Raw genomic sequence first — 20601 nt, forward strand, 5'->3', positions numbered from 1 at the left:
ATGAAAACGGATTCATAATTGTGTTGTACAGTTAGTTGTAAGGAGAGGGGAAACTATGACAGAACAGACAGTCCGTGTAACCGTTGATGGTAAAGAATTTTTCGTATCAGGTGAAAAGACGATACTCCAATTGTTTAACGAAAGTAATTTAGAACATCCTCAAATTTGTCATGTACCAGAGGTAGATCCTATTCAAACTTGTGATACATGTATTGTAGAAGTGAATGGAAGTTTACTACGTGCCTGTTCGACGAAGTTGGAAGGTGGCATGCATATTGAGAGGCAATCGGAACGTGCAAAGGAAGCACAAACTGAAGCGATGGATCGAATATTAGAGAATCACTTATTGTATTGTACAGTATGTGATAACAATAATGGTAACTGTAAAGTCCATAATACAGTACATATGATGGAGATTGAAGAACAGAAATATCCATATGAACCGAAAGTAAGTGCATGCGAAGTGGATACGTCGCATCCATTCTATCGATACGATCCAAATCAATGTATTGCTTGTGGGCAGTGTGTAGAAGTATGCCAAAATTTACAAGTAAATGAAACTTTATCGATTGATTGGAGTTTAGACCGTCCACGTGTTATTTGGGACAATGGTGTGAGTATAAATGACTCGTCTTGTGTTAGCTGTGGGCAATGTGTAACAGTTTGTCCTTGTAATGCATTAATGGAAAAAACGATGCTAGGAGAAGCTGGATTTATGACTGGTTTAAAACCAGATGTGCTTAATCCAATGATTGATTTTGTAAAAGATGTAGAGCCTGGATATAGCAGTATTTTAGCAGTTTCAGAAGTAGAGTCCGCGATGCGTAAGACGAAAATTAATAAGACAAAAACAGTTTGTACATTTTGTGGTGTAGGTTGTTCATTTGAAGTATGGACGAAAGATCGTCAAATTTTAAAAGTGCAACCTGTTTCAGATGCACCGGTTAATGGTATTTCCACATGTGTAAAAGGAAAATTCGGATGGGACTTTGTGAACAGTGAAGAGCGTATTACAAAGCCGTTAATTCGCCAAGGGGATATGTTTGTTGAGGCTTCATGGGAAGAGGCTCTTGAAGTTGTTGCATCTAATATGCAACATATTAAATCAGAGTATGGTAGCGATGCGTTTGGGTTTATTTCTTCTTCGAAAGTAACAAATGAAGAAAACTATCTTATGCAAAAACTAGCTCGTCAAATATATGGAACAAATAATGTAGATAACTGTTCCCGTTATTGCCAATCTCCAGCAACAGACGGTTTATTTAAAACTGTCGGTATGGGCGGAGATGCTGGAACAGTGAAAGATATTGCTGAGGCAGGTCTTGTTATTATTGTTGGGGCAAATCCAACAGAAGGACATCCTGTACTTGCAACTAGAGTGAAGCGTGCTCATAAATTACATGAACAAAAACTAATTGTCGCAGACCTTCGTAAACATGAAATGGCGGAGCGTGCTGATATATTTGTTCACCCGAGTCAAGGGACGGATTATGTATGGCTTGCTGGGATAACGAAATACATTATCGATCAAGATTGGCACGATAAAAAGTTCATAGCTGAAAATGTAAAGAATTTTGATGAATATAGCAAAATGCTAGAAAAATATACGCTTGATTATACTGAGGGAATTACAGGGATTTCTAAAGCTCAGTTAAAAGAAATGGCTCGTATGGTATATGAAGCAGATGGTACTTGTGTACTTTGGGGAATGGGTGTAACTCAAAATACAGGAGGAAGTACAACGTCAGCAGCAATTTCAAATTTACTTCTCGTTACAGGTAACTACCGTCGTCCTGGTGCCGGTGCGTATCCGTTACGCGGGCATAATAACGTACAAGGTGCTTGTGATATGGCGACATTACCGAACTGGCTTCCGGGTTACCAAGCTGTTTCAGATGATGTGCATCGTGCGAAATTTGAAAAAGCATACGGTACTACGATTCCGAAAGAACCGGGATTAAATAATATCGCAATGTTACTTGCGGCCGAAGAAGGAAAACTGCGTGGTATGTATGTTATGGGAGAAGAAATGGCTTTAGTAGATTCAAATGCCAACCATGTACAACATATTTTAGCGAATTTAGACTTCCTTGTTGTTCAAGATATGTTCTTATCGAAAACAGCTCGTTTCGCCGATGTTATTTTACCAGCAGCACCAAGCTTAGAAAAAGAAGGAACGTTTACGAATACAGAGCGCCGTATTCAAAGATTGTATGAAGTATTGAAGCCACTTGGTGATTCTAAGCCAGATTGGTGGATTTTACAAAAAGTAGCTCGTGCACTGGGCGGAGACTGGGATTATGGAAGTCCAAGTGAAATTATGGACGAAATTGCATCGCTTGCACCGTTATACTCTCAAGCGACGTACGACCGTCTAGAAGGCTGGAATAGTTTATGTTGGGGTAGCCATGATGGTAGTGATACACCATTATTATATGTAGATGGATTTAACTTCCCAGACAAACTAGCACGTTTATCACTAGATGAATGGGTTCCGCCAGTTATAGCACCAGATGAGTATGATTTACTATTAAATAATGGCCGTATGCTAGAGCATTTCCATGAAGGGAATATGACGAATAAGTCGGCTGGTATTTTATCTAAAGTGTCTGAAGTATTTGTTGAAATTTCACCTGAACTTGCTAAAGAACGCAATGTGAAAGATGGTGGTCTTGTAGAGTTAGCATCACCATTTGGAAAAATCAAAGTACAAGCGCTTGTTACAGATCGTGTAACTGGAAATGAGTTATATTTGCCGATGCATGCGACAGTAAATGAAGAGGCAATCAATATTTTAACAGGAACAGCAACAGACATTTATACGTGTACACCAGCTTATAAACAAACAATGGTGAAACTGCGCGTATTACGTGAAAAAGGAAATCGTCCGTTACCATCTTCAAACCCGAGAGATAAAAAACGTCATCCGCAAAATGGTGTTGAAATCGAGCGAAAGTGGCAAAGAAAACAATACGTATCACTTGTGGACCAGAATTAGGGGGCGGAGATAATGGCAAAAGAGATTACTTTAATTAAAAAGAAGATTGTAACAGAAGAAGAAAAAAAACAGCAAGTAACAGATGAGTTGTTAAATGATCTAGCTGAGAATAGAGAAGCAGTAGAAGAGACGATGCAGCTATTAGCGCAGTTGCAAAAAGCAGGAATTTTAGATGCAGCAATTAGTTTACTTGCTGCAAAAGAAGATGTTTCCAAAATAGCTGTTGAACAATTGAATCGTGAACCAGTAAAAAACGCATTAAACAATATGATGGGGGCAGGAGAGGCATTATCTTCAGTGGACCCAGAAATAACGAAACAAATAACATCTAGTTTAGTCACTGGATTACAATTTGCAACAGAGGAATTAAATAGTGGTAAAAAAACAAAAGTGATGGATTTCTTTAAAGTGTTAAAAGATCCAGATATCAATAGAGCAATTACATTCGGTTTTAGCTTCTTGAAAGCATTTGGTCAAGGGTTAGAGAAAAAATAGAGTAAATGAAAAAGTGATGGCAAGTAGCCATCACTTTTTCATTGTATGTATAAGAGTGTTCATGTTAAGCGGAATATATTATTATTAAAAAGATGGGTTGGAAATGGAAATATGGAATCCATCTCAAATATCGTTTTAGAATGTGGAGGAATATATGCAACACCGTAAAAGACTATCTATACCAGGGGTAATGGGACATTCCTTTCAAACAGTTAGATTTGCTTTTTGGAATGTATTAACCTTTCAACTTGCTTATAAATTATTAGCAGCGATTGTATTTGTCCCGCTATTTGGGATCATTTTTAATAAGTTATTGTATTTTGGTGGTTATGCAAATGCGACGAATGATGAATTATTAGCGTTTTTAAAGACACCATACGGCATTTTGGCAATCGTAATTTTATCATTGTTAGCACTGTTTCTTATCTTTACGGAATTTGCGGTGCTTATTATCATTTCGTACTTCGCTCATAAAAGACAAAAGGTGAAATTACGTCCGATTTTATATAAAACCGTAACGTATTTACCTACTCTTTTCACATATTGCTTACCAGGATTTATTTTATATGCTGTCGTATTGTTACCTCTTTTAAATCTTGGATATGAAACGGCATTAATTCCGCAAATTCAAATTCCTAACTTTATTACAGGAGAACTGTTTAAGACAACGATGGGACAAGTTGGTTATTACACGTTCTTTGCTGTAGTTGCGTATTTGAACCTTCGCTGGATTTTTGTTCTACCTATTGTTGTTTTAGAGCAAAAGCCGTTTCGCACAGCAGCACGTAAAAGTGCAACGTTAGTAAAAGAAAGTTTTTTTAAAGTACTATTCTTTTTAGTAGGATTTTTTATTTCAATAGGGATTGTGTACGGTGTATTTTTTGGAATGTATTTATTGTGTCTATGGGGCATGTATGAATTTACAAATCCACAGGGAACATTTGCATTATTAGCAGAATCAACAATGTCTGTATTTTTAACGAGTACATTGTATTTATTTAGTTTTATCGTGACACCATTTTATATTATGGCAATAACACGATTGTATTTACAAAAGGTTCCGGTTGAAGATGTTTTATTAGAAGAAGGATTAGATTATTCGAAAACAAAAGCAGATAAATGTTTCTTCCAAAAACATCGTTGGAAATTTATTGGTGTATATATTGTAGGAATTATTACTGCCGGAATGGTCGTTGCCTTCATTGTAACGTTTATTTCAAATTCATATAAAGAACCAATTATTATGGCTCATCGTGGTTATATTTCAAAAGGTGTAGAGAATACGAAAGAAGCTCTGCAGGGGGCTATTGATGCCAAAGCAGACTACGCTGAAATTGATGTACTGCAAACAAAAGACGGTGAACTAGCAGTTATACATGATTTGAAGCTAAAACGTCTTGCGAATGCTAATGTTCACGTGTCAGATTTAACGATGGAGGAGTTAAGACAGCTTACCCTTAGTCAAGATGGGTTTTCAGGACAAATAAGTACACTTGATGAGATCATTAAGCTGGCAAAAGGAAAAATCAAACTTAATATTGAAGTGAAGCTCCATGGTGGCGAAAAAGATTTCGTAAACAAAGTATTAAAAGCGATTAAAGATAATGAATTTGAGAAGCAATGTGTCATTCAAACGTTACACTATCCGCTTATTAAAGAGTTTAAACGTGCAAATCCAAATATAAAAGTAGGATACATACTGTATGCGAGTAGAGCTAACTTAAAGAATGTGAAGGCTGATTTTTATGTAGCAGAAGAATACATGTTAAATAAGAAATTAGTAAAAGAAGCAAGGAAGCTAAACAAGCCAATTTACGTATGGACAGTAAATGATATGGAGAGTTTAAAGGCATATTATAAGTTAAACGTGGATGGTATCATTACCGATTATCCTGAAGACGCACGTGAAACAATCAAGATGTTAAAAGAGCAAGAAGATCGTGAAAGTGATATGTTTGATAAAATTAGTGAGACGACAGAAGATCTATTTTCAAAGTTATTTATAAGTTATCCAGCTGCTGGCTAAATGCCAGTAGCTGTTTTTTTTGTGAAAAGAATATATTTCTAAAGTATTGAACAAAGTAATAAGTGTATATGTATACGTCATTGCTTAGTTTTTTTACATTGTTACATTATTGTCAAATAATAAATAATTACTATGCATTTTGAATGGATATAATAGAAATAGAGTAATAGATGATGGAGTGGTACGGAGAACCCAATAAAATCAATGTTTTATATATTTACACTATTCTAAATATATAAACTTTAAAAAAATAGTATGTTAGCGTTTTCATAACTTTTAAGTTATGCTAGAATAAGGACATAAGTTATTAATTATTTAAAAAAGAAAAAAGAATTCCTTTTTTCTGTTAATTATAAGGGGGCATTTCATTATGCGTATTGGGGTACCAGCAGAAATTAAAAACAACGAAAACCGTGTGGCAATGACACCAGCAGGTGTTGTACATTTAGTTCGTAACAATCACGAAGTATTCATTCAAAAGGACGCAGGTGTAGGATCTGGTTTCACAGATGCTCAGTATGTTGAAGCGGGAGCGAAAATTGTTGATACGGCTGAAGAAGCTTGGAACATGGAAATGGTTATGAAAGTTAAGGAACCAGTTGAAAGCGAATACAAACACTTCAGCGAAGGTTTAATCTTATTCACATACTTACACTTAGCTCCAGAACCAGAATTAACAAAAGCGTTAATTGAAAAGAAAGTTGTTGCTATCGCATATGAAACAGTACAATTAGAAAACCGTTCATTACCATTACTTGCACCTATGAGTGAAGTAGCTGGTCGTATGGCTGCACAAATCGGTGCGCAATTCCTTGAGAAAAACAAAGGCGGTAAAGGTATCTTACTTGCAGGTGTTCCAGGAGTTAAACGTGGTAAAGTAACAATTATCGGTGGTGGACAAGCTGGTACAAATGCTGCTAAAATTGCAGTTGGACTAGGTGCGGATGTAACAATCATCGACTTAAGTGCAGAACGTCTTCGTCAATTAGATGACATTTTCGGAAACCAAGTAAAAACTTTAATGTCTAATCCTTACAATATTGCAGAAGCTGTAAAAGAATCTGATCTTGTAATCGGTGCAGTATTAATCCCAGGTGCAAAAGCGCCAAAACTTGTAACAGAAGAAATGATTAAATCAATGGAACAAGGTTCTGTTGTTGTAGATATCGCGATTGACCAAGGTGGTATTTTCGAAACAACTGACCGTATTACAACTCATGATAACCCAACTTATGAAAAACACGGCGTTGTTCACTATGCAGTTGCAAACATGCCAGGTGCGGTTCCACGTACATCAACTCTTGCATTAACAAACGTAACAGTACCATATGCAGTACAAATTGCTAACAAAGGCTACAAAGAAGCTTGCCTAGGCAACACTGCATTATTAAAAGGTATTAATACATTAGAGGGCTATGTAACATTCGAAGCAGTTGCAGAAGCTCACGGTGTAGAGTACAAGGGTGCTAAAGAATTATTAGAAGCAGAAACAGTATCTTGCTAATAGAAGCATTATACAAAACAAAATCGAACAATATATAAAACAACATGATAAGAGCTAAGAGATAATACCTCTTAGCTCTTCTTGGTAAAAGGGGGCATTCATCGTGGCCAACCTATTTAAAAAGAAATCCGTTACGCAATTGTTAGGGGAAAGTAAAAGTAAAACTTTGACGAAAACGCTAGGGGCATTTGACCTAACAATGCTAGGGATTGGTGCGATAATTGGTACAGGAGTTCTAGTATTAACTGGATTAGTAGCAGCAAGAGATGCTGGTCCAGCAGTTATTTTTTCATTTATGATTGCAGCAATTGTTTGTGGATTTGCAGCTTTATGTTATGCAGAGGTTGCATCTGCACTTCCTGTTTCAGGTAGTGTGTACACATATTCATATGCAACAATTGGTGAGTTTATTGCCCATTTAATGGGATGGACATTGCTATCCGTATATGTCGTAACGACTGCCGCAGTAGCTGGCGGATGGACAGGTTATTTCAATAATTTAGTGAGTGGATTTGGACTTGAAATTCCAAAAGCGTTGTTAACGATTCCATCGCAAGGTGGTATGGTGAACTTACCCGCAGTTATCGTTACGTTGGTGATAACTTGGTTATTATCACGAGGTACAAAAGAAAGTAAGCGTGTGAATAACATAATGGTATTAATTAAAATTGGTATTGTTGTTTTATTCATTGCAGTTGGTGTATTCTACGTGAAACCAGAAAACTGGATACCATTTGCACCGTACGGCTTAAGTGGAGTCTTTGCCGGAGGAGCAGCAGTATTCTTCGCTTTCTTAGGATTTGATGCATTAGCAACTTCTGCTGAAGAAGTGAAAAATCCACAACGTGATTTGCCGATTGGTATTATTGCTTCATTAGTCATTTGTACAATCATTTATGTTGTAGTTTGTCTCGTTATGACAGGTATGGTTTCTTATAAGGAATTAGATGTACCTGAAGCGATGGCCTATGTATTAGAAGTTGTAGGACAAGATAAAGTGGCTGGTGTAATCGCTATTGGAGCTGTAATTGGTATTATGGCTGTAATTTTCGCATACATCTACGCTACGACACGTGTATTCTTCGCTATGAGCCGTGACGGTTTATTGCCAAAATCTTTTGCGAAAATTAACAAGAAGACAGAAGCACCAACATTTTCAGTTTGGTTAACAGGAATTGGTAGTGCTTTAATTGCCGGATTTATCGATTTAAAAGAATTGTCGAATTTAGCGAATATTGGAGCGTTATTAACATTTGCGATGGTTGGTGTAACTGTCATCATTCTTCGTAAAACGCACCCGAAATTACAACGTGGATTTATGGTACCACTTGTACCAATCTTACCGATTATTTCAGTTGCAAGCTGTCTATTCTTAATGGTAAATCTACCGTTAAAAACATGGATATACTTCGGTGTTTGGTTAGCAATCGGAGTGGTTGTATACTTTGTTTATTCGAAAAAACATAGTCATTTAAAAGACGATGGAAGTTCGCAAGATAGTTTAGAAAAAGCTAATTAAAGGGATATAAAGTTAGTAAGCCTTGTGCGTCTAGGGAGCGCGCAAGGCTTTTTCTTTTGGGGAAATAAAGGAGACCAATGTTATGTTGTCAAATTTTTATGTCGGAATATAAGAAGGGGTGGAAAGATGGAGACGAAAGTTGTCGTTGGAGCAGAGGGATATAATAATAACCCAGGTTGGTTACATACAAATGAGGATGAATTAAATTTATTAAAAAGAGAAACGTGGCTTAATAAATTTCAGCCTAATTCTTTATCGGTAATTTTAGCTGAACATGTATGGGAGCATTTATCGTATGAAGAAGGTATAGAAGCAGCTAAAATATGCTTTGAGTTTTTACAAGATGATGGTTATATTCGTTGTGCAGTGCCGGATGCATTTTTCCCCAATGAAGAATATCAGCTTGGTGTGCAAGTGGGAGGACCTGGCCCGTTAGATCATCCAGCTGCAAGTCATAAAATTGTACATAACTACAAAACGATTATATCTATGTTTGAAGCAGTAGGTTTTCAAGTAAAGCTTTTAGAATACTGTGATGAGAATGGCCAGTTTCATTATAGTGATTGGGAAGAGAACGGTGGATTTATTTATCGATCGAAACGTTTTGATCATAGAAATCAAGATGGTAAATTAGGATTTGCTTCGTTAATTGTGGATGCAGTAAAAGTTAATAAATAAGAAGGGATGCACGGTAGTTTTCGTGCATCCTTTTTGTATGAAGGGCATGATAGATGCGGAGAATATTTATATGTTTATTTTGAAATGTGAACGAAATGTTTTAAAAAATGTATGAGAATTCATTGACACATATGAATGAACGCTCATATAATAAAGGTATAAGACATATGAATAGTTGTTCATATGTTCAAATAAAGAGGTGAGCTGTGATGGCTGAAAATAAAGTAGAAACGCAACAGGAAGCATGTTCTCAAACGGTAATTCACGAGGAAATCGTGGATCAAGTAAAACAAACAATTCCGACTGATGAAAGTTTAAGTAAAGTAGCAGAATTATTTAAAGTATTAGGTGACCGTACACGTACGAGAATATTACATGCATTATTTGAAGCTGAAATGTGTGTTTGTGATTTAGCTTATTTATTAGGAATGACGCAATCTTCAATCTCACATCAGCTTCGTGTATTAAAGCAAGCGAAGCTTGTAAAGAACCGTAAAGAAGGAAAGGTAGTTTATTACTCATTAGCTGATCAACACGTAATTCATATCTTCGAGCAAGCGTTTGAACACGTAAACGAGGAAGAATAAAAAAGCGAGGAGGGAGAACGATGGCAGAAGCATTAGTGAAAAAGAAACTTATGCTAGAAGGTTTAGATTGTGCAAATTGTGCAATGAAAATTGAAAAAGGTGTTGGGAATATAGAAGGGGTAACATCTTGTTCCGTAAACTTTGCAACAAAAACGATGCTTTTAGAAACAACGCAAAATAAAGAAAATCAAGTTGTTACGGAAGCGAAGCAACTTGTTACAAAATTAGAGCCACATATTAAAGTGCAAGAAGAGCAAAAAACAAAATCAGTAAAAGAAGTATTTGTATTAGAAGGCTTAGACTGTGCAAATTGTGCAATGAAGATTGAAAATAAGGTAAAGGAAATGCCAACAATTTCAGAAGCGACTGTTGATTTCGTATCGAAGAAATTACGAGTAGAAGTTGCAAATAAACGAGAACTTGAATCGACTGTACAAAATATAAAAAATGTTGTTCAAAAGTTAGAGCCTGATGTAAAAGTTGTTCGTGAAGAGGAAAAAGGACACGACCATGATCATGGTGATGGAAATGTGAAAAAGATGATAGGACGATTAGTAGTCGGTGGAATTTTTACAGGAATTGCTGCGTTAGCCGGATTACCGCAAATGATAACAATTCCATTATTCGTCCTTGCTTATTTATTAATAGGTGGAGATATCGTTTGGAGAGCGGTAAGAAACATAACTCGCGGCCAAGTGTTCGATGAAAACTTTTTAATGGCAATTGCAACTTTAGGAGCTTTCGCGATTCAACAATATCCAGAAGCGGTAGCAGTTATGCTATTTTACCAAGTAGGGGAACTGTTCCAAAGTATTGCAGTAAATCGTTCTCGAAAATCAATTACGTCATTAATGGATATTCGTCCTGACTATGCGAATGTGAAAGTTGGAAACGAAACGAAACAAGTATCACCAGAAGATGTGCAAATTGGTGAGTATATTATCGTAAAACCAGGTGAAAAAGTACCGTTAGACGGGAAAGTAGTTGAGGGAACATCAATGATGGATACTTCAGCGTTAACAGGTGAGTCTGTACCGAGGGAAGTAGAAGTTGGTAATGACGTATTAAGTGGTTTTGTAAACCAAAATGGTGTATTAATTGTCGAAGTTACAAAAGAGTTCGGTGAATCCACGGTATCGAAAATTTTAGACTTAGTACAAAATGCAAGTAGCAAAAAAGCGCCAACAGAAAACTTTATTACAAAGTTTGCACGTTATTATACTCCTGTTGTAGTTATAACAGCAGCAATAATGGCATTTATTCCACCACTTATTTTAGAGGGTGCTACATTCTCCGATTGGATTTATAGAGCTTTAGTGTTCTTAGTAATCTCTTGTCCATGTGCGCTCGTTGTATCGATTCCTCTTGGATTCTTTGGCGGTATTGGTGGGGCATCTAAAAGTGGTATTTTAGTAAAAGGAAGTAACTATTTAGAAGCATTGAATGATGTGAAATATATCGTTTTTGATAAAACAGGAACATTAACAAAAGGTGTCTTTAAAGTTACGAAGATGGAGCCTAGTGAAGGTATCACAGCTGAAGAGCTATTAGAATATGCAGCATTTGCAGAAGTATATTCAAATCATCCAATTGCACAATCTATTCGAAATGCATATGGAAAATCAATCGATGAAAATGCTATTGAAGACTATAGTGAAATTTCTGGTCATGGTACGGTTGTAAAAGTACAAGGAAAAGAAATTTTCGCAGGTAATGCTAAATTAATGAGCAAAGAAAACATTACATTTAAGCAACCAAATACAGTAGGTACACTAGTTCATGTTGCTGTAGATGGTAAATATGCAGGTTATATTGTTATCTCTGATGAGGTAAAAGAGGATTCAAAACAAGCAATTCAAAAGTTAAAAGAACTAGGTATTAAGAAGACAGTCATGTTAACTGGTGATGCAAAATCAGTCGGGGAAGCTGTTGGTAAAGAATTAGGTTTAGATGAAGTTCATGCCGAATTATTACCACACCAAAAAGTAGAAGAAATCGAAAAAATTGATGCAGCAAAACGCGGTAAAGAAAAGATTGCATTCATCGGTGATGGTATTAATGATACGCCAGTACTAGCAAGGGCAGACGTTGGTATTGCGATGGGCGGCTTAGGGTCAGATGCAGCAATTGAAGCTGCTGACATCGTTATTATGACTGATGAGCCTTCAAAAATTGTGACAGCAGTAAAAATTGCAAAACGTACACGTAGCATCGTATGGCAAAATATTATATTTGCATTAGGGGTAAAAGGGTTAGTGTTATTACTCGGCGCCTTTGGTATTGCAACAATGTGGGAAGCAGTCTTCTCAGATGTTGGTGTGACGTTACTTGCAGTATTAAATGCAATGCGTGTACTACGAGTAAAAGATTTATAAAAAAGAGGACGCAATTGCGTCCTCTTTTTTATTGGTTATTTTGTTGAAATGGACTCAAGAAAATAATATCAAATATTATTTTGTTTTTAAATAATTTAATATATAAATTTACAAAATATAATATTCTTCTTATTATTTTAATATATTTTTTACAAATATCCATATAGTATTGAAAAATGGAGAAGTGGGGGAGGGACAAAACCCCACTGATTAAAGCTTCACTTTATTTTTGTATGTTTTTTTCAACCTGTTCTCGAACAGTTTGAATATAATTCATTTTATGATCCCAACATTCTTGGCTTAAATCGACAGGGTACTCTTCTGGGTTTAAAGTTCGCATATACTCTTCCCAAAATAGTGAGAGGCTGCGTTCATTATACTTTTGAATATCTAATATATTAGGTAATTCATACGCTCTCTTACCGTTAATGAAAATATCTTGATGCAGTTCGCGTGCTTCAAAGCTTGTTACGAATTTACTTATATATGTATGAACTGGATGAAACATTTTTAAACGCTCTTCTTTTCCGGGTTCTTCTGACTCTAAAGCAATATAATCGCCCTCTGCATGATCGTTAACACGGTTAATAATACGATAAACTCGTTTAAGTCCTGGGGTTGTAATTTTTTCAGGATTAGATGAAATCTTAATCGTATCATTTAATTTTCCGTCAGTATCTTCAATAGCGACTAGTTTATAAACAGCCCCTAATGCTGGCTGCTCAAAGGATGTAATCAGCTTTGTACCAACACCCCATACATCAATTTTTGCCCCTTGAGATTTCAAGTGCATAATCGTATATTCATCTAAATCGCTAGAAGCGATAATTTTTGTGTTTGTAAATCCAGCTGCATCAAGTTGTTTTCTGGCCTCCTTTGATAAATATGCCATATCACCACTATCAAGGCGAATGCCATAAAAATCGATACGATCCCCGAACTCTTTTGCAACACGAATCGCATTTGGAACACCAGATTTTAATGTGTCGTATGTATCGACAAGAAATACACATTTTTTATGTGTTTCAGCATATTTTTTAAATGCAACATATTCATCGCGATATGCTTGAACGAAAGAATGGGCATGTGTGCCAGCTACAGGGATGCCAAATCGTTTCCCTGCGCGAACGTTACTTGTAGATGAAAAACCACCAATAAAGGCAGCTCGTGTTCCCCAAAGGGCAGCATCAAACTCATGAGCGCGTCTTGTACCGAACTCTAAAAGCTCATCATTATTTGCAGCGTGCTTCATACGTGCAGCTTTTGTAGCAATTAATGTTTGGTAATTTACAATATTTAAGAGGGCGGTTTCAATTATTTGTGCCTCGCCAAGCGGTGCATCAACACGTAATAATGGTTCGTTATTAAAAACAACTTCGCCTTCTTGCATACTACGAATCGTGCCAGTAAATTTCATGTTTTGTAAATAATGAAGGAAGTCTTCTTCAAATTGCAGCTCTGCTAAATAAGCGATGTCACTTTCGGTAAAGCTGAAATTTTCTATGTACTCTACAATTTTTTCAAGACCAGCAAAAACAGCATAGCCGTTTTCGAATGGAAGCTTTCGAAAGTATAGATCAAAAACAGAACGGCGAGTATGAATACCATCTTTCCAATATGTATAAGCCATGTTGATTTGATATAAATCTGTATGTAAGGCGTAACTATCGTCTTTATAATGATTCATTGCGAAAACACCTCCGTAATTTGGTTATAGTATACCAATTTTTCCCCTTTCGTAGCAAAGAAGTAATAGGGGATTGAAGTCAAGAGAGAAAAAAATGAAATAATGCATATTTTTTAGAAAATTTACATTTATCAATTTATATTTCTCTAGATTTTATGTATTATTAGAGTAGTGGGGGTAATGAGAATGGAGGAGGACAATGCAACAAACATTAGAAAAAATAGGCAAGCAAGTTTTTTATAAACGGCTACAGCAAAAAATGACACAAGAAGAATTATGTCAGGGCATTTGTTCTGTCTCATACTTAAGTAAGATCGAAAATGGAAAGATTGAAGCATCAGAAGAAATTCTACAATTGCTCTGCACAAGACTAGAAATTGCTGTGACGGATTTGAGAGATGTAGAAGAAGATGTGAAAGTGAAGTTGGACGAGTGGTTGAATGCATTAGTTCATTTGGACAAGCAACAAGTAGAGCGCATATACGAAGAGTTGCAAGGTGAAATGAAGCATGTGTTGGATTTTGAAATTATAAATTATTATAAACTGCTGTATACACGTTATTTAATGATGAAGCGGGATCTCCCTGCTGTTGAAGAAGAATTGGACGGATTGAAGAAAGTGTATAAGAAATACTCGCCTTTTCAGAAGATGTTATATACGTATAATAAGGCATTATTATATTCTGTGCAGTACAAATATACGCAGGCATTAGAATATCTGTTAAAGACGGAATCGATGGCGAAAGAGTTAGGATATTATGAAACAGGAATATATTATAATTTGGCATTGACATATAGTCAGATGGAAATAGACCATATGACATTATATTTTGCTAATGTGGCATTAGAAGGTTTTAAAAGTGAATATAAATTTAGAAATATAATTAATTGTAAGTTTTTAATTGCATTTAGTTATACTAGAAAAAAACAATATAATGAAGCTATGGAAATCTATAATCATATCATAAGAGAAGCAACTTCTTTTGCTGATAAAGATAATATTCTTTCTATTGCTTTAAATAATATTGGTTATCTGTACTACCGACAAAAAAATTATGCCAAGGCGAAAGAGTATTATATAGAATGCTTAAAGAATAAAAAAGAAGAGGATATGAATTATATTGATGCCATGTATGAGCTCTCATTACAGTGTATTCAATTAGGAGAACTTGAGGAAGCGGCTGAATGGATTGAAAAAGGTATCCTTGCTGCAAGGAAAGATGATAGATACAAAGGGATGTTATATTTATTGTTAAATTTAAGATATAAATATTTTGAAGAAAGAGACCTCTATAAAAAATTTCTAGAAACAGAAGTAGTTCCTTTCTTTAAAACAGAGGAAAATATAAAAGATTTAAAGAAAGTATACTTAGAACTAGCTGAATACTTAGAAGAATGCTCAGATTTTAAAGAAAGTAATCGCTATTATAAATTAGCGATTACTTTATTAGAAGAGTAAAGAGGAGGGATAGTATGAAAAAGTTAATTGCAGGAACATTTGTGGTTATGGCAATTGCAGCTGTAGTATTGGATATTCAGTATGCTTGGAAGCCGGATACTCTAGGGCAAGAAGCTAAAACAGTTGAACAAATTAATTTATAAAAAAAACCCTTTCCCAACGGAAAGGGTTTTTTTCAATATTTGTTCCTCAAAATTCTACAACACTTGAGAAAGAAATTAATTGAATTTTTAGTATATTAATAGTGGAAACATAATGATAATATGAAACTACTCTTTTTCAAAAATTTTTTATTAGGGGGAATGTTAGATGAAAAAGAAGAGTTTAGCGTTAGTGTTAGCGGCAGGAATGGCAGTTACTACGTTCGGAGGGACAGGCTCTGCATTTGCGGATTCTAAAAATGTACTCTCTACTAAGAAGTACAATGAGACGGTACAGTCACCTGAGTTTATTTCTGGTGATCTAACTGGAGCGACTGGTAAGAAAGCGGAATCTGTGGTGTTTGATTACTTAAACGCAGCAAAAGGTGATTATAAGCTAGGGGAAAAGAGTGCACAAGATTCTTTCAAAGTGAAACAAGTGAAAAAAGATGCTGTAACTGATTCAACAGTAGTACGTATGCAACAAGTTTACGAGGGAGTACCTGTATGGGGGTCTACTCAAGTAGCTCACGTAAGTAAAGATGGTTCTTTAAAAGTATTGTCTGGAACAGTTGCGCCTGATTTAGACAAGAAGGAAAAGTTAAAAAACAAAAATAAGATTGAAGGCGCAAAAGCAATTGAAATTGCGCAACAAGATTTAGGAGTAACACCTAAATACGAAGTGGATCCAAAAGCGGATTTATATGTATATCAAAATGGTGAAGAAACGACATATGCATACGTTGTGAATTTAAACTTCTTAGAGCCAAATCCAGGAAACTATTACTATTTCATTGAAGCGGAAAGCGGTAAAGTGTTAAATAAATATAATAAACTTGATCATGTAACGAATGATGATAAGTCACCAGTTAAGCAAGATGCTCCTAAACAGGAAGCGAAAGCGGTTGTAAAGCCTGTAACAGGGACGAATAAAGTTGGAACTGGTAAAGGTGTATTAGGAGATACGAAATCGCTTAATACAACGTTATCTGGATCGTCTTACTATTTACAAGATAATACGCGCGGAGCAACAATTTTCACATATGATGCGAAAAACCGCTCAACATTACCAGGAACATTATGGGCAGATGCAGATAATGTTTTCAATGCAGCCTATGATGCAGCGGCAGTAGATGCTCATTACTATGCAGGTAAAACATATGATTACTATAAAGCTACATTTAACAGAAACTCTATTAATGATGCAGGAGCACCATTAAAATCAACAGTTCATTACGGAAGTAAGTATAATAATGCATTCTGGAACGGCTCACAAATGGTATACGGAGATGGTGATGGTGTAACATTCACTTCATTATCTGGTGGCATTGATGTAATTGGCCATGAATTAACACATGCTGTTACGGAAAATAGCTCGGATTTAATTTATCAAAATGAATCAGGAGCGTTAAATGAAGCAATTTCTGATATTTTTGGTACTTTAGTAGAATTCTATGATAACCGTAACCCAGATTGGGAGATTGGTGAAGATATTTATACACCTGGACAAGCGGGAGATGCACTTCGTTCTATGAGTGATCCTGCGAAGTATGGTGATCCAGATCATTATTCTAAGCGTTACACTGGTTCAAGTGATAACGGTGGCGTTCATACAAACAGTGGTATTATTAACAAACAAGCTTATTTATTAGCAAATGGTGGTACGCATTCTGGTGTAACTGTAACTGGTATCGGTAAAGATAAATTAGGTGCGATTTACTACCGTGCAAATACACAGTATTTCACGCAATCTACTACATTTAGTCAAGCACGTGCTGGTGCAGTACAAGCTGCAGCTGATTTATATGGTGCTAGCTCTGCAGAAGTAGCAGCAGTTAAGCAATCATTTAGTGCTGTTGGTGTAAACTAAGGCTTTAAGGGATAGTTATTAATAAAATACCTCAAAAATAAAGAAGGAGCATAGGCTCCTTCTTTATTTTTTTCTCCATTTTTTCCACAAATAAAATAATCCAACACAACCTGCGATTGTAATAATCCATTTCGCTTCATTTGTTCCGTTAATGACATGATATGCAGAATATACTTCAATCAATAAAGCCGGTATTTTCCCTATTGTGCTGGCAATACTGAAAGAGAGTAATGACATTTTGCCTAGAGCTGCAAATAAAGTAACGATACTTGATGGGATGAAAGGTATGAATCGAAACGATAGAACGAGTAGAAAGGCCTCTCTACCTTCTACATAAAGTAGGCGTTCTACCTTTGGATACTTATTTACTTTGTTGTGAGTGAATTTCTGAAGGCCTATACGATAAATATAAAACGAGATAATAGCCCCTAATGCCTCACCTGCGATCGAAATAATGGTTCCGTTTGTTACACCGAAGAGTTGTATATTAATAGCGGTCAAAAAAATACTAGGGATAAAACCTAAAAGACTGATGATGATGTTAATTAAGATACTAAGTGGAATTGCGATTGAATAATAGTCTGTTAAGAAGTTTTGAATTGTTTCAGCCATTGTTTAAAATCCTTTATCTTTTTTTGCATTACACCATATTTCTATTGTGTAGGCAAGTGCAAATTTACATAATGTAGGAAACTGTTGATAGGAAGGGATTTGTATACCTTATATAGGTATTGGGTATATAAAAGTAGGGGTATATTTAGTTTGTTTAAAAAGCACTCCTTAAATCCTGTATTTAAAGGGTTTGTGGAGTATTTCAATTGGTGTTTTCATCTGGGAAATAATTATAAAAACATGGGGGTATATTTTAAAAAGGGAGAAAAACAGTGATTTGATGAAAGGGGGGTGGAAAATATAGCAAAATGAATGAGGATTTTAAAACTGTATATATTTTTTCTTTGTGAAATTGACTTTTAGTGGAGTTACGATAATAATCATGGAAGAGGTGATACGATGAAACGATTAAGTAGTCTTTTCTTGAGTAGTTTATTGGCACTAATGCTGATTTTAAGTGGATGTGCAGGAAAAGAACAAAAAACAGAAAAACCAAAAGAGGATCATTCTACATCAGTAGAAAAAATTAGTGATAATATTTTAGATGAAATGGAAGGGCCACCTAAAAATGGTCATACGATTGAAAGGCATGTAGGCAAATCAGAAGAGGATTTGAAGAATCGTTTGAAGACAGATAAAGTTTCAGCGGCAAGTACATACTATGATAAGGCAACAGCGACAAAGGCTGTGAAAGATAGTTTAAAACAACATGATAAAGAAATTCAGGATTGGTTGAAAAACTCTAAAGAGGCTCGTCTTGTATTGAATACAACTCATTCATTCCCAGTTGGAAAAACAGTAATAAAGAAAAATATGAATGTAAAAGACAAACTAGTAAAGACTGTTACTGTTTTAGCGAGAGATAAATCAGGAAATCTAGGGTTTAAGATTATTACTTCTTATCCATCAGATAAATAAAGGGGGGAGTATATATGTATCCAACATTACAATACTTTCTTAAATCGTACTGTACGTTAAGTATTCATGAGGATGAAATAGTAAGCGTGATGGAAGAGTTTATAGAGCAAGAGGACGAAGAGATTGTTTTGAAATTACGCGATGAATTAGTAAATATGAAGAAAAAGAACGCGTGGGAAGAAGCGTGCGTATTAGCTGCGAAGCAAGGCAATCGTGTGTGGTCTTTAGAAGAAACGAAAGATCATCTGGAAATTTTTTTACTATTATTGCAAAAGAAAAAGGCGTGAGTAGATCACGCCTTTTTGTATACGCTTTTTGAAATTTGTCCGTTTGATATTATCTCATTGTTTTGGGGCACTTTTATATACGCTTTTTGAAATTTGTCCATTTGAGAGTACTTCACCGTTTTGTGTTACTTTTTTATACGTAACCGCTGTTATTTTATCACCAGTATTACTAATTACTTGAGAAGAAACTTCAACATTTTTACCAGTATTTGTACCGAAAATACGTGTAGTAATACTACCGCCATTTGAAAATGCTTGAATGTAAATATGCTTACCTGTATTGTTTTTAAATTTTAAATCCGGACCATAATCTGCCACTGCTGCATCCTGCCCAAGTGGTAAATAATTTACGGGCATAGAATGATTGCTTCGAGAAACAATTCCTAAATCTGCCCTTAAAGCTGCGCTGTATAAAGTACTACTTACTTGGCAAACGCCTCCGCCTGCACTTTGTATAACTTTACCTTGTGAATATACTGCTGCGGATTTATAACCATGTGCAGCATCAGTTACGCCAACACGGCCATTAAAACTAAACGTTTCATCAGGTGCTACAATAACTCCACTTAACGTATTAGCTGACTTATTTACGTTATAGGATTGATTTCCATTACGGCCAGCCATTGGGGTGGAATATTCAGCAATCACTTCTTTAATCCCCATTTGTTGTATATCTTCTGTAGAACGTTCAGGTTTTATTAGTGTAACTGGTAATACAACATCGGGTGCGCCAGAAGTAATAGCTGCGCTTGTTAAATCGGTTAATTTTCCTTTATCAATTTTTTCTCCATTTTGACTTTGGGTAATATTTACTGTAGAGCCTTCAACACTTAATTCGGCGTTGACAGGATTTTTTAATGTTTCATTATATTTATCCTTTATAAAGGTTTCATAAGTTGTTGTATTTAATTGTGGTGTTAATTTATAGTCACGTTTTACTTCACCGTTTTCAGCTTGCTTACGCATGTTGTAACGATTCATTACGTTCCCTTCTTGTTCTTTAAAGATATTGTCGACAATATCCTTCTCTTTATAATCTACTCCTAAATCTTTCCACGTGTAATTTTGCTTATCATTTTGGAATACGTAGTTAAGAGATTTTTGATTTAATTCATTCATCTTTTGATTAACAAGGGCTTGAATATCTGCTTTATTTTTTCCATCAAGAGAAATACCTTCAAATGTAGTGTTTGGTAGTGCAGTTGTATTTAGTTGATTATTTAATTTGGATACATATTGATATCCACCAATACCACCAACACAAAGTAATATGCCACCAGCAATAGCGGAACCAATCAGTATTTTGCTTAGCTTCATTTATTTCCCCCCAGAAAAATTTTTATAAATATATGTATTACATTTTTTGTATAAAAATGATGAAAATAACATTATGTACGTCCTAGTATACTATTATTTTCACTACGTGTGTAATGTTTTCATAAAAAA

The 20601-nt window shown here is 35.4% G+C and carries 16 protein-coding genes; 13 read left to right on the forward strand and 3 right to left on the reverse strand.

What is annotated here, in order from left to right:
• Positions 1 to 55 precede the first annotated feature (55 nt).
• From fdhF to MKY90_RS03060, 8 genes are all read left to right on the forward strand, one after another.
• Positions 56 to 2998 carry a formate dehydrogenase subunit alpha gene (gene fdhF / locus MKY90_RS03025; RefSeq protein WP_098167726.1) on the forward strand — a complete coding sequence of 981 codons (2943 nt, stop codon included), beginning with the start codon at positions 56 to 58 and terminating at the stop codon, positions 2996 to 2998.
• Positions 2999 to 3010: 12 nt separating this feature from the next.
• The gene (locus MKY90_RS03030) at positions 3011 to 3493 is read left to right on the forward strand and encodes a DUF1641 domain-containing protein (protein WP_002140332.1); all 483 of its coding nucleotides are present in this window, start codon (positions 3011 to 3013) and stop codon (positions 3491 to 3493) included.
• 154 nt (positions 3494 to 3647) lie between these two features.
• On the forward strand, positions 3648 to 5519 hold the full coding sequence (locus MKY90_RS03035) for a glycerophosphoryl diester phosphodiesterase membrane domain-containing protein (protein WP_098167725.1): 1872 nt from the start codon (positions 3648 to 3650) through the stop codon (positions 5517 to 5519).
• 370 nt (positions 5520 to 5889) lie between these two features.
• Positions 5890 to 7023: an alanine dehydrogenase gene (ald, locus tag MKY90_RS03040; RefSeq protein WP_002010453.1), complete on the forward strand. Its 1134-nt coding sequence runs from the start codon at positions 5890 to 5892 to the stop codon at positions 7021 to 7023.
• Between the two features lie 103 nt (positions 7024 to 7126).
• Positions 7127 to 8542, forward strand: a complete 1416-nt coding sequence (locus MKY90_RS03045; protein WP_098167724.1) for an amino acid permease — start codon at positions 7127 to 7129, stop codon at positions 8540 to 8542.
• Between the two features lie 126 nt (positions 8543 to 8668).
• Entirely contained in the window at positions 8669 to 9220 is a 552-nt protein-coding gene (locus MKY90_RS03050; RefSeq protein WP_078185217.1) for a class I SAM-dependent methyltransferase, read from the forward strand.
• 209 nt (positions 9221 to 9429) lie between these two features.
• On the forward strand, positions 9430 to 9807 hold the full coding sequence (locus MKY90_RS03055) for an ArsR/SmtB family transcription factor (protein ID WP_002010461.1): 378 nt from the start codon (positions 9430 to 9432) through the stop codon (positions 9805 to 9807).
• Positions 9808 to 9827: 20 nt separating this feature from the next.
• Entirely contained in the window at positions 9828 to 12182 is a 2355-nt protein-coding gene (locus tag MKY90_RS03060; protein ID WP_063218734.1) for a heavy metal translocating P-type ATPase, read from the forward strand.
• A gap of 223 nt (positions 12183 to 12405) precedes the next feature.
• Here the strand turns inward: MKY90_RS03060 and MKY90_RS03065 are convergent, their stop codons facing one another.
• Positions 12406 to 13869 (reverse strand): nicotinate phosphoribosyltransferase, encoded by a 1464-nt coding sequence (locus MKY90_RS03065; RefSeq protein WP_002169184.1) that lies wholly within the window; start codon positions 13867 to 13869, stop codon positions 12406 to 12408.
• 199 nt (positions 13870 to 14068) lie between these two features.
• Between MKY90_RS03065 and MKY90_RS03070 the strand changes: the two genes are divergently transcribed.
• The 3 genes from MKY90_RS03070 (at position 14069) to MKY90_RS03080 (ending at position 17338) form a co-directional block, all read left to right on the forward strand.
• Positions 14069 to 15328, forward strand: coding sequence for a tetratricopeptide repeat protein (locus MKY90_RS03070; RefSeq protein WP_098167722.1), 1260 nt, complete (start codon positions 14069 to 14071; stop codon positions 15326 to 15328).
• A 14-nt stretch (positions 15329 to 15342) separates the two neighbouring features.
• Positions 15343 to 15471, forward strand: a complete 129-nt coding sequence (locus MKY90_RS03075) for an NprX family peptide pheromone (RefSeq protein ID WP_000733136.1) — start codon at positions 15343 to 15345, stop codon at positions 15469 to 15471.
• Positions 15472 to 15637: 166 nt separating this feature from the next.
• On the forward strand, positions 15638 to 17338 hold the full coding sequence (locus tag MKY90_RS03080) for a M4 family metallopeptidase (protein ID WP_002091020.1): 1701 nt from the start codon (positions 15638 to 15640) through the stop codon (positions 17336 to 17338).
• 63 nt (positions 17339 to 17401) lie between these two features.
• Here MKY90_RS03080 and MKY90_RS03085 read toward each other — a convergent pair whose 3' ends face one another.
• Positions 17402 to 17950 carry a TVP38/TMEM64 family protein gene (locus MKY90_RS03085; protein ID WP_002029716.1) on the reverse strand — a complete coding sequence of 183 codons (549 nt, stop codon included), beginning with the start codon at positions 17948 to 17950 and terminating at the stop codon, positions 17402 to 17404.
• 399 nt (positions 17951 to 18349) lie between these two features.
• Between MKY90_RS03085 and MKY90_RS03090 the strand changes: the two genes are divergently transcribed.
• Together MKY90_RS03090 and MKY90_RS03095 are read left to right on the forward strand one after the other, a co-directional pair.
• Entirely contained in the window at positions 18350 to 18868 is a 519-nt protein-coding gene (locus MKY90_RS03090; RefSeq protein ID WP_098167721.1) for an RNase A-like domain-containing lipoprotein, read from the forward strand.
• A gap of 14 nt (positions 18869 to 18882) precedes the next feature.
• Positions 18883 to 19155 carry a hypothetical protein gene (locus tag MKY90_RS03095; protein WP_002091014.1) on the forward strand — a complete coding sequence of 91 codons (273 nt, stop codon included), beginning with the start codon at positions 18883 to 18885 and terminating at the stop codon, positions 19153 to 19155.
• Positions 19156 to 19209: 54 nt separating this feature from the next.
• On the opposite strand, the gene MKY90_RS03100 is transcribed toward MKY90_RS03095, so the two are convergent.
• Positions 19210 to 20472: a VanW family protein gene (locus MKY90_RS03100; RefSeq protein WP_016126541.1), complete on the reverse strand. Its 1263-nt coding sequence runs from the start codon at positions 20470 to 20472 to the stop codon at positions 19210 to 19212.
• Positions 20473 to 20601 lie beyond the last annotated feature (129 nt).

Origin of the sequence: Bacillus sp. FSL P2-0099 (assembly GCF_038007445.1) — a bacterium.
Taxonomy (GTDB): domain Bacteria; phylum Bacillota; class Bacilli; order Bacillales; family Bacillaceae_G; genus Bacillus_A; species Bacillus_A mycoides.

What these genes read in the sequence shown, in the direction of transcription:
- MKY90_RS03095 (WP_002091014.1), top strand. Translation starts at nt 18,883, where the DNA reads ATGTATCCAACATTACAATACTTTCTTAAATCGTACTGTACGTTAAGT.
- MKY90_RS03035 (WP_098167725.1), top strand. Translation starts at nt 3,648, where the DNA reads ATGCAACACCGTAAAAGACTATCTATACCAGGGGTAATGGGACATTCC.
- MKY90_RS03075 (WP_000733136.1), top strand. Translation starts at nt 15,343, where the DNA reads ATGAAAAAGTTAATTGCAGGAACATTTGTGGTTATGGCAATTGCAGCT.
- MKY90_RS03050 (WP_078185217.1), top strand. Translation starts at nt 8,669, where the DNA reads ATGGAGACGAAAGTTGTCGTTGGAGCAGAGGGATATAATAATAACCCA.
- MKY90_RS03090 (WP_098167721.1), top strand. Translation starts at nt 18,350, where the DNA reads ATGAAACGATTAAGTAGTCTTTTCTTGAGTAGTTTATTGGCACTAATG.
- fdhF (WP_098167726.1), top strand. Translation starts at nt 56, where the DNA reads ATGACAGAACAGACAGTCCGTGTAACCGTTGATGGTAAAGAATTTTTC.
- MKY90_RS03080 (WP_002091020.1), top strand. Translation starts at nt 15,638, where the DNA reads ATGAAAAAGAAGAGTTTAGCGTTAGTGTTAGCGGCAGGAATGGCAGTT.
- MKY90_RS03065 (WP_002169184.1), bottom strand. Translation starts at nt 13,869, where the DNA reads ATGAATCATTATAAAGACGATAGTTACGCCTTACATACAGATTTATAT.
- MKY90_RS03060 (WP_063218734.1), top strand. Translation starts at nt 9,828, where the DNA reads ATGGCAGAAGCATTAGTGAAAAAGAAACTTATGCTAGAAGGTTTAGAT.
- MKY90_RS03070 (WP_098167722.1), top strand. Translation starts at nt 14,069, where the DNA reads ATGCAACAAACATTAGAAAAAATAGGCAAGCAAGTTTTTTATAAACGG.
- MKY90_RS03030 (WP_002140332.1), top strand. Translation starts at nt 3,011, where the DNA reads ATGGCAAAAGAGATTACTTTAATTAAAAAGAAGATTGTAACAGAAGAA.
- MKY90_RS03055 (WP_002010461.1), top strand. Translation starts at nt 9,430, where the DNA reads ATGGCTGAAAATAAAGTAGAAACGCAACAGGAAGCATGTTCTCAAACG.
- ald (WP_002010453.1), top strand. Translation starts at nt 5,890, where the DNA reads ATGCGTATTGGGGTACCAGCAGAAATTAAAAACAACGAAAACCGTGTG.
- MKY90_RS03100 (WP_016126541.1), bottom strand. Translation starts at nt 20,472, where the DNA reads ATGAAGCTAAGCAAAATACTGATTGGTTCCGCTATTGCTGGTGGCATA.
- MKY90_RS03085 (WP_002029716.1), bottom strand. Translation starts at nt 17,950, where the DNA reads ATGGCTGAAACAATTCAAAACTTCTTAACAGACTATTATTCAATCGCA.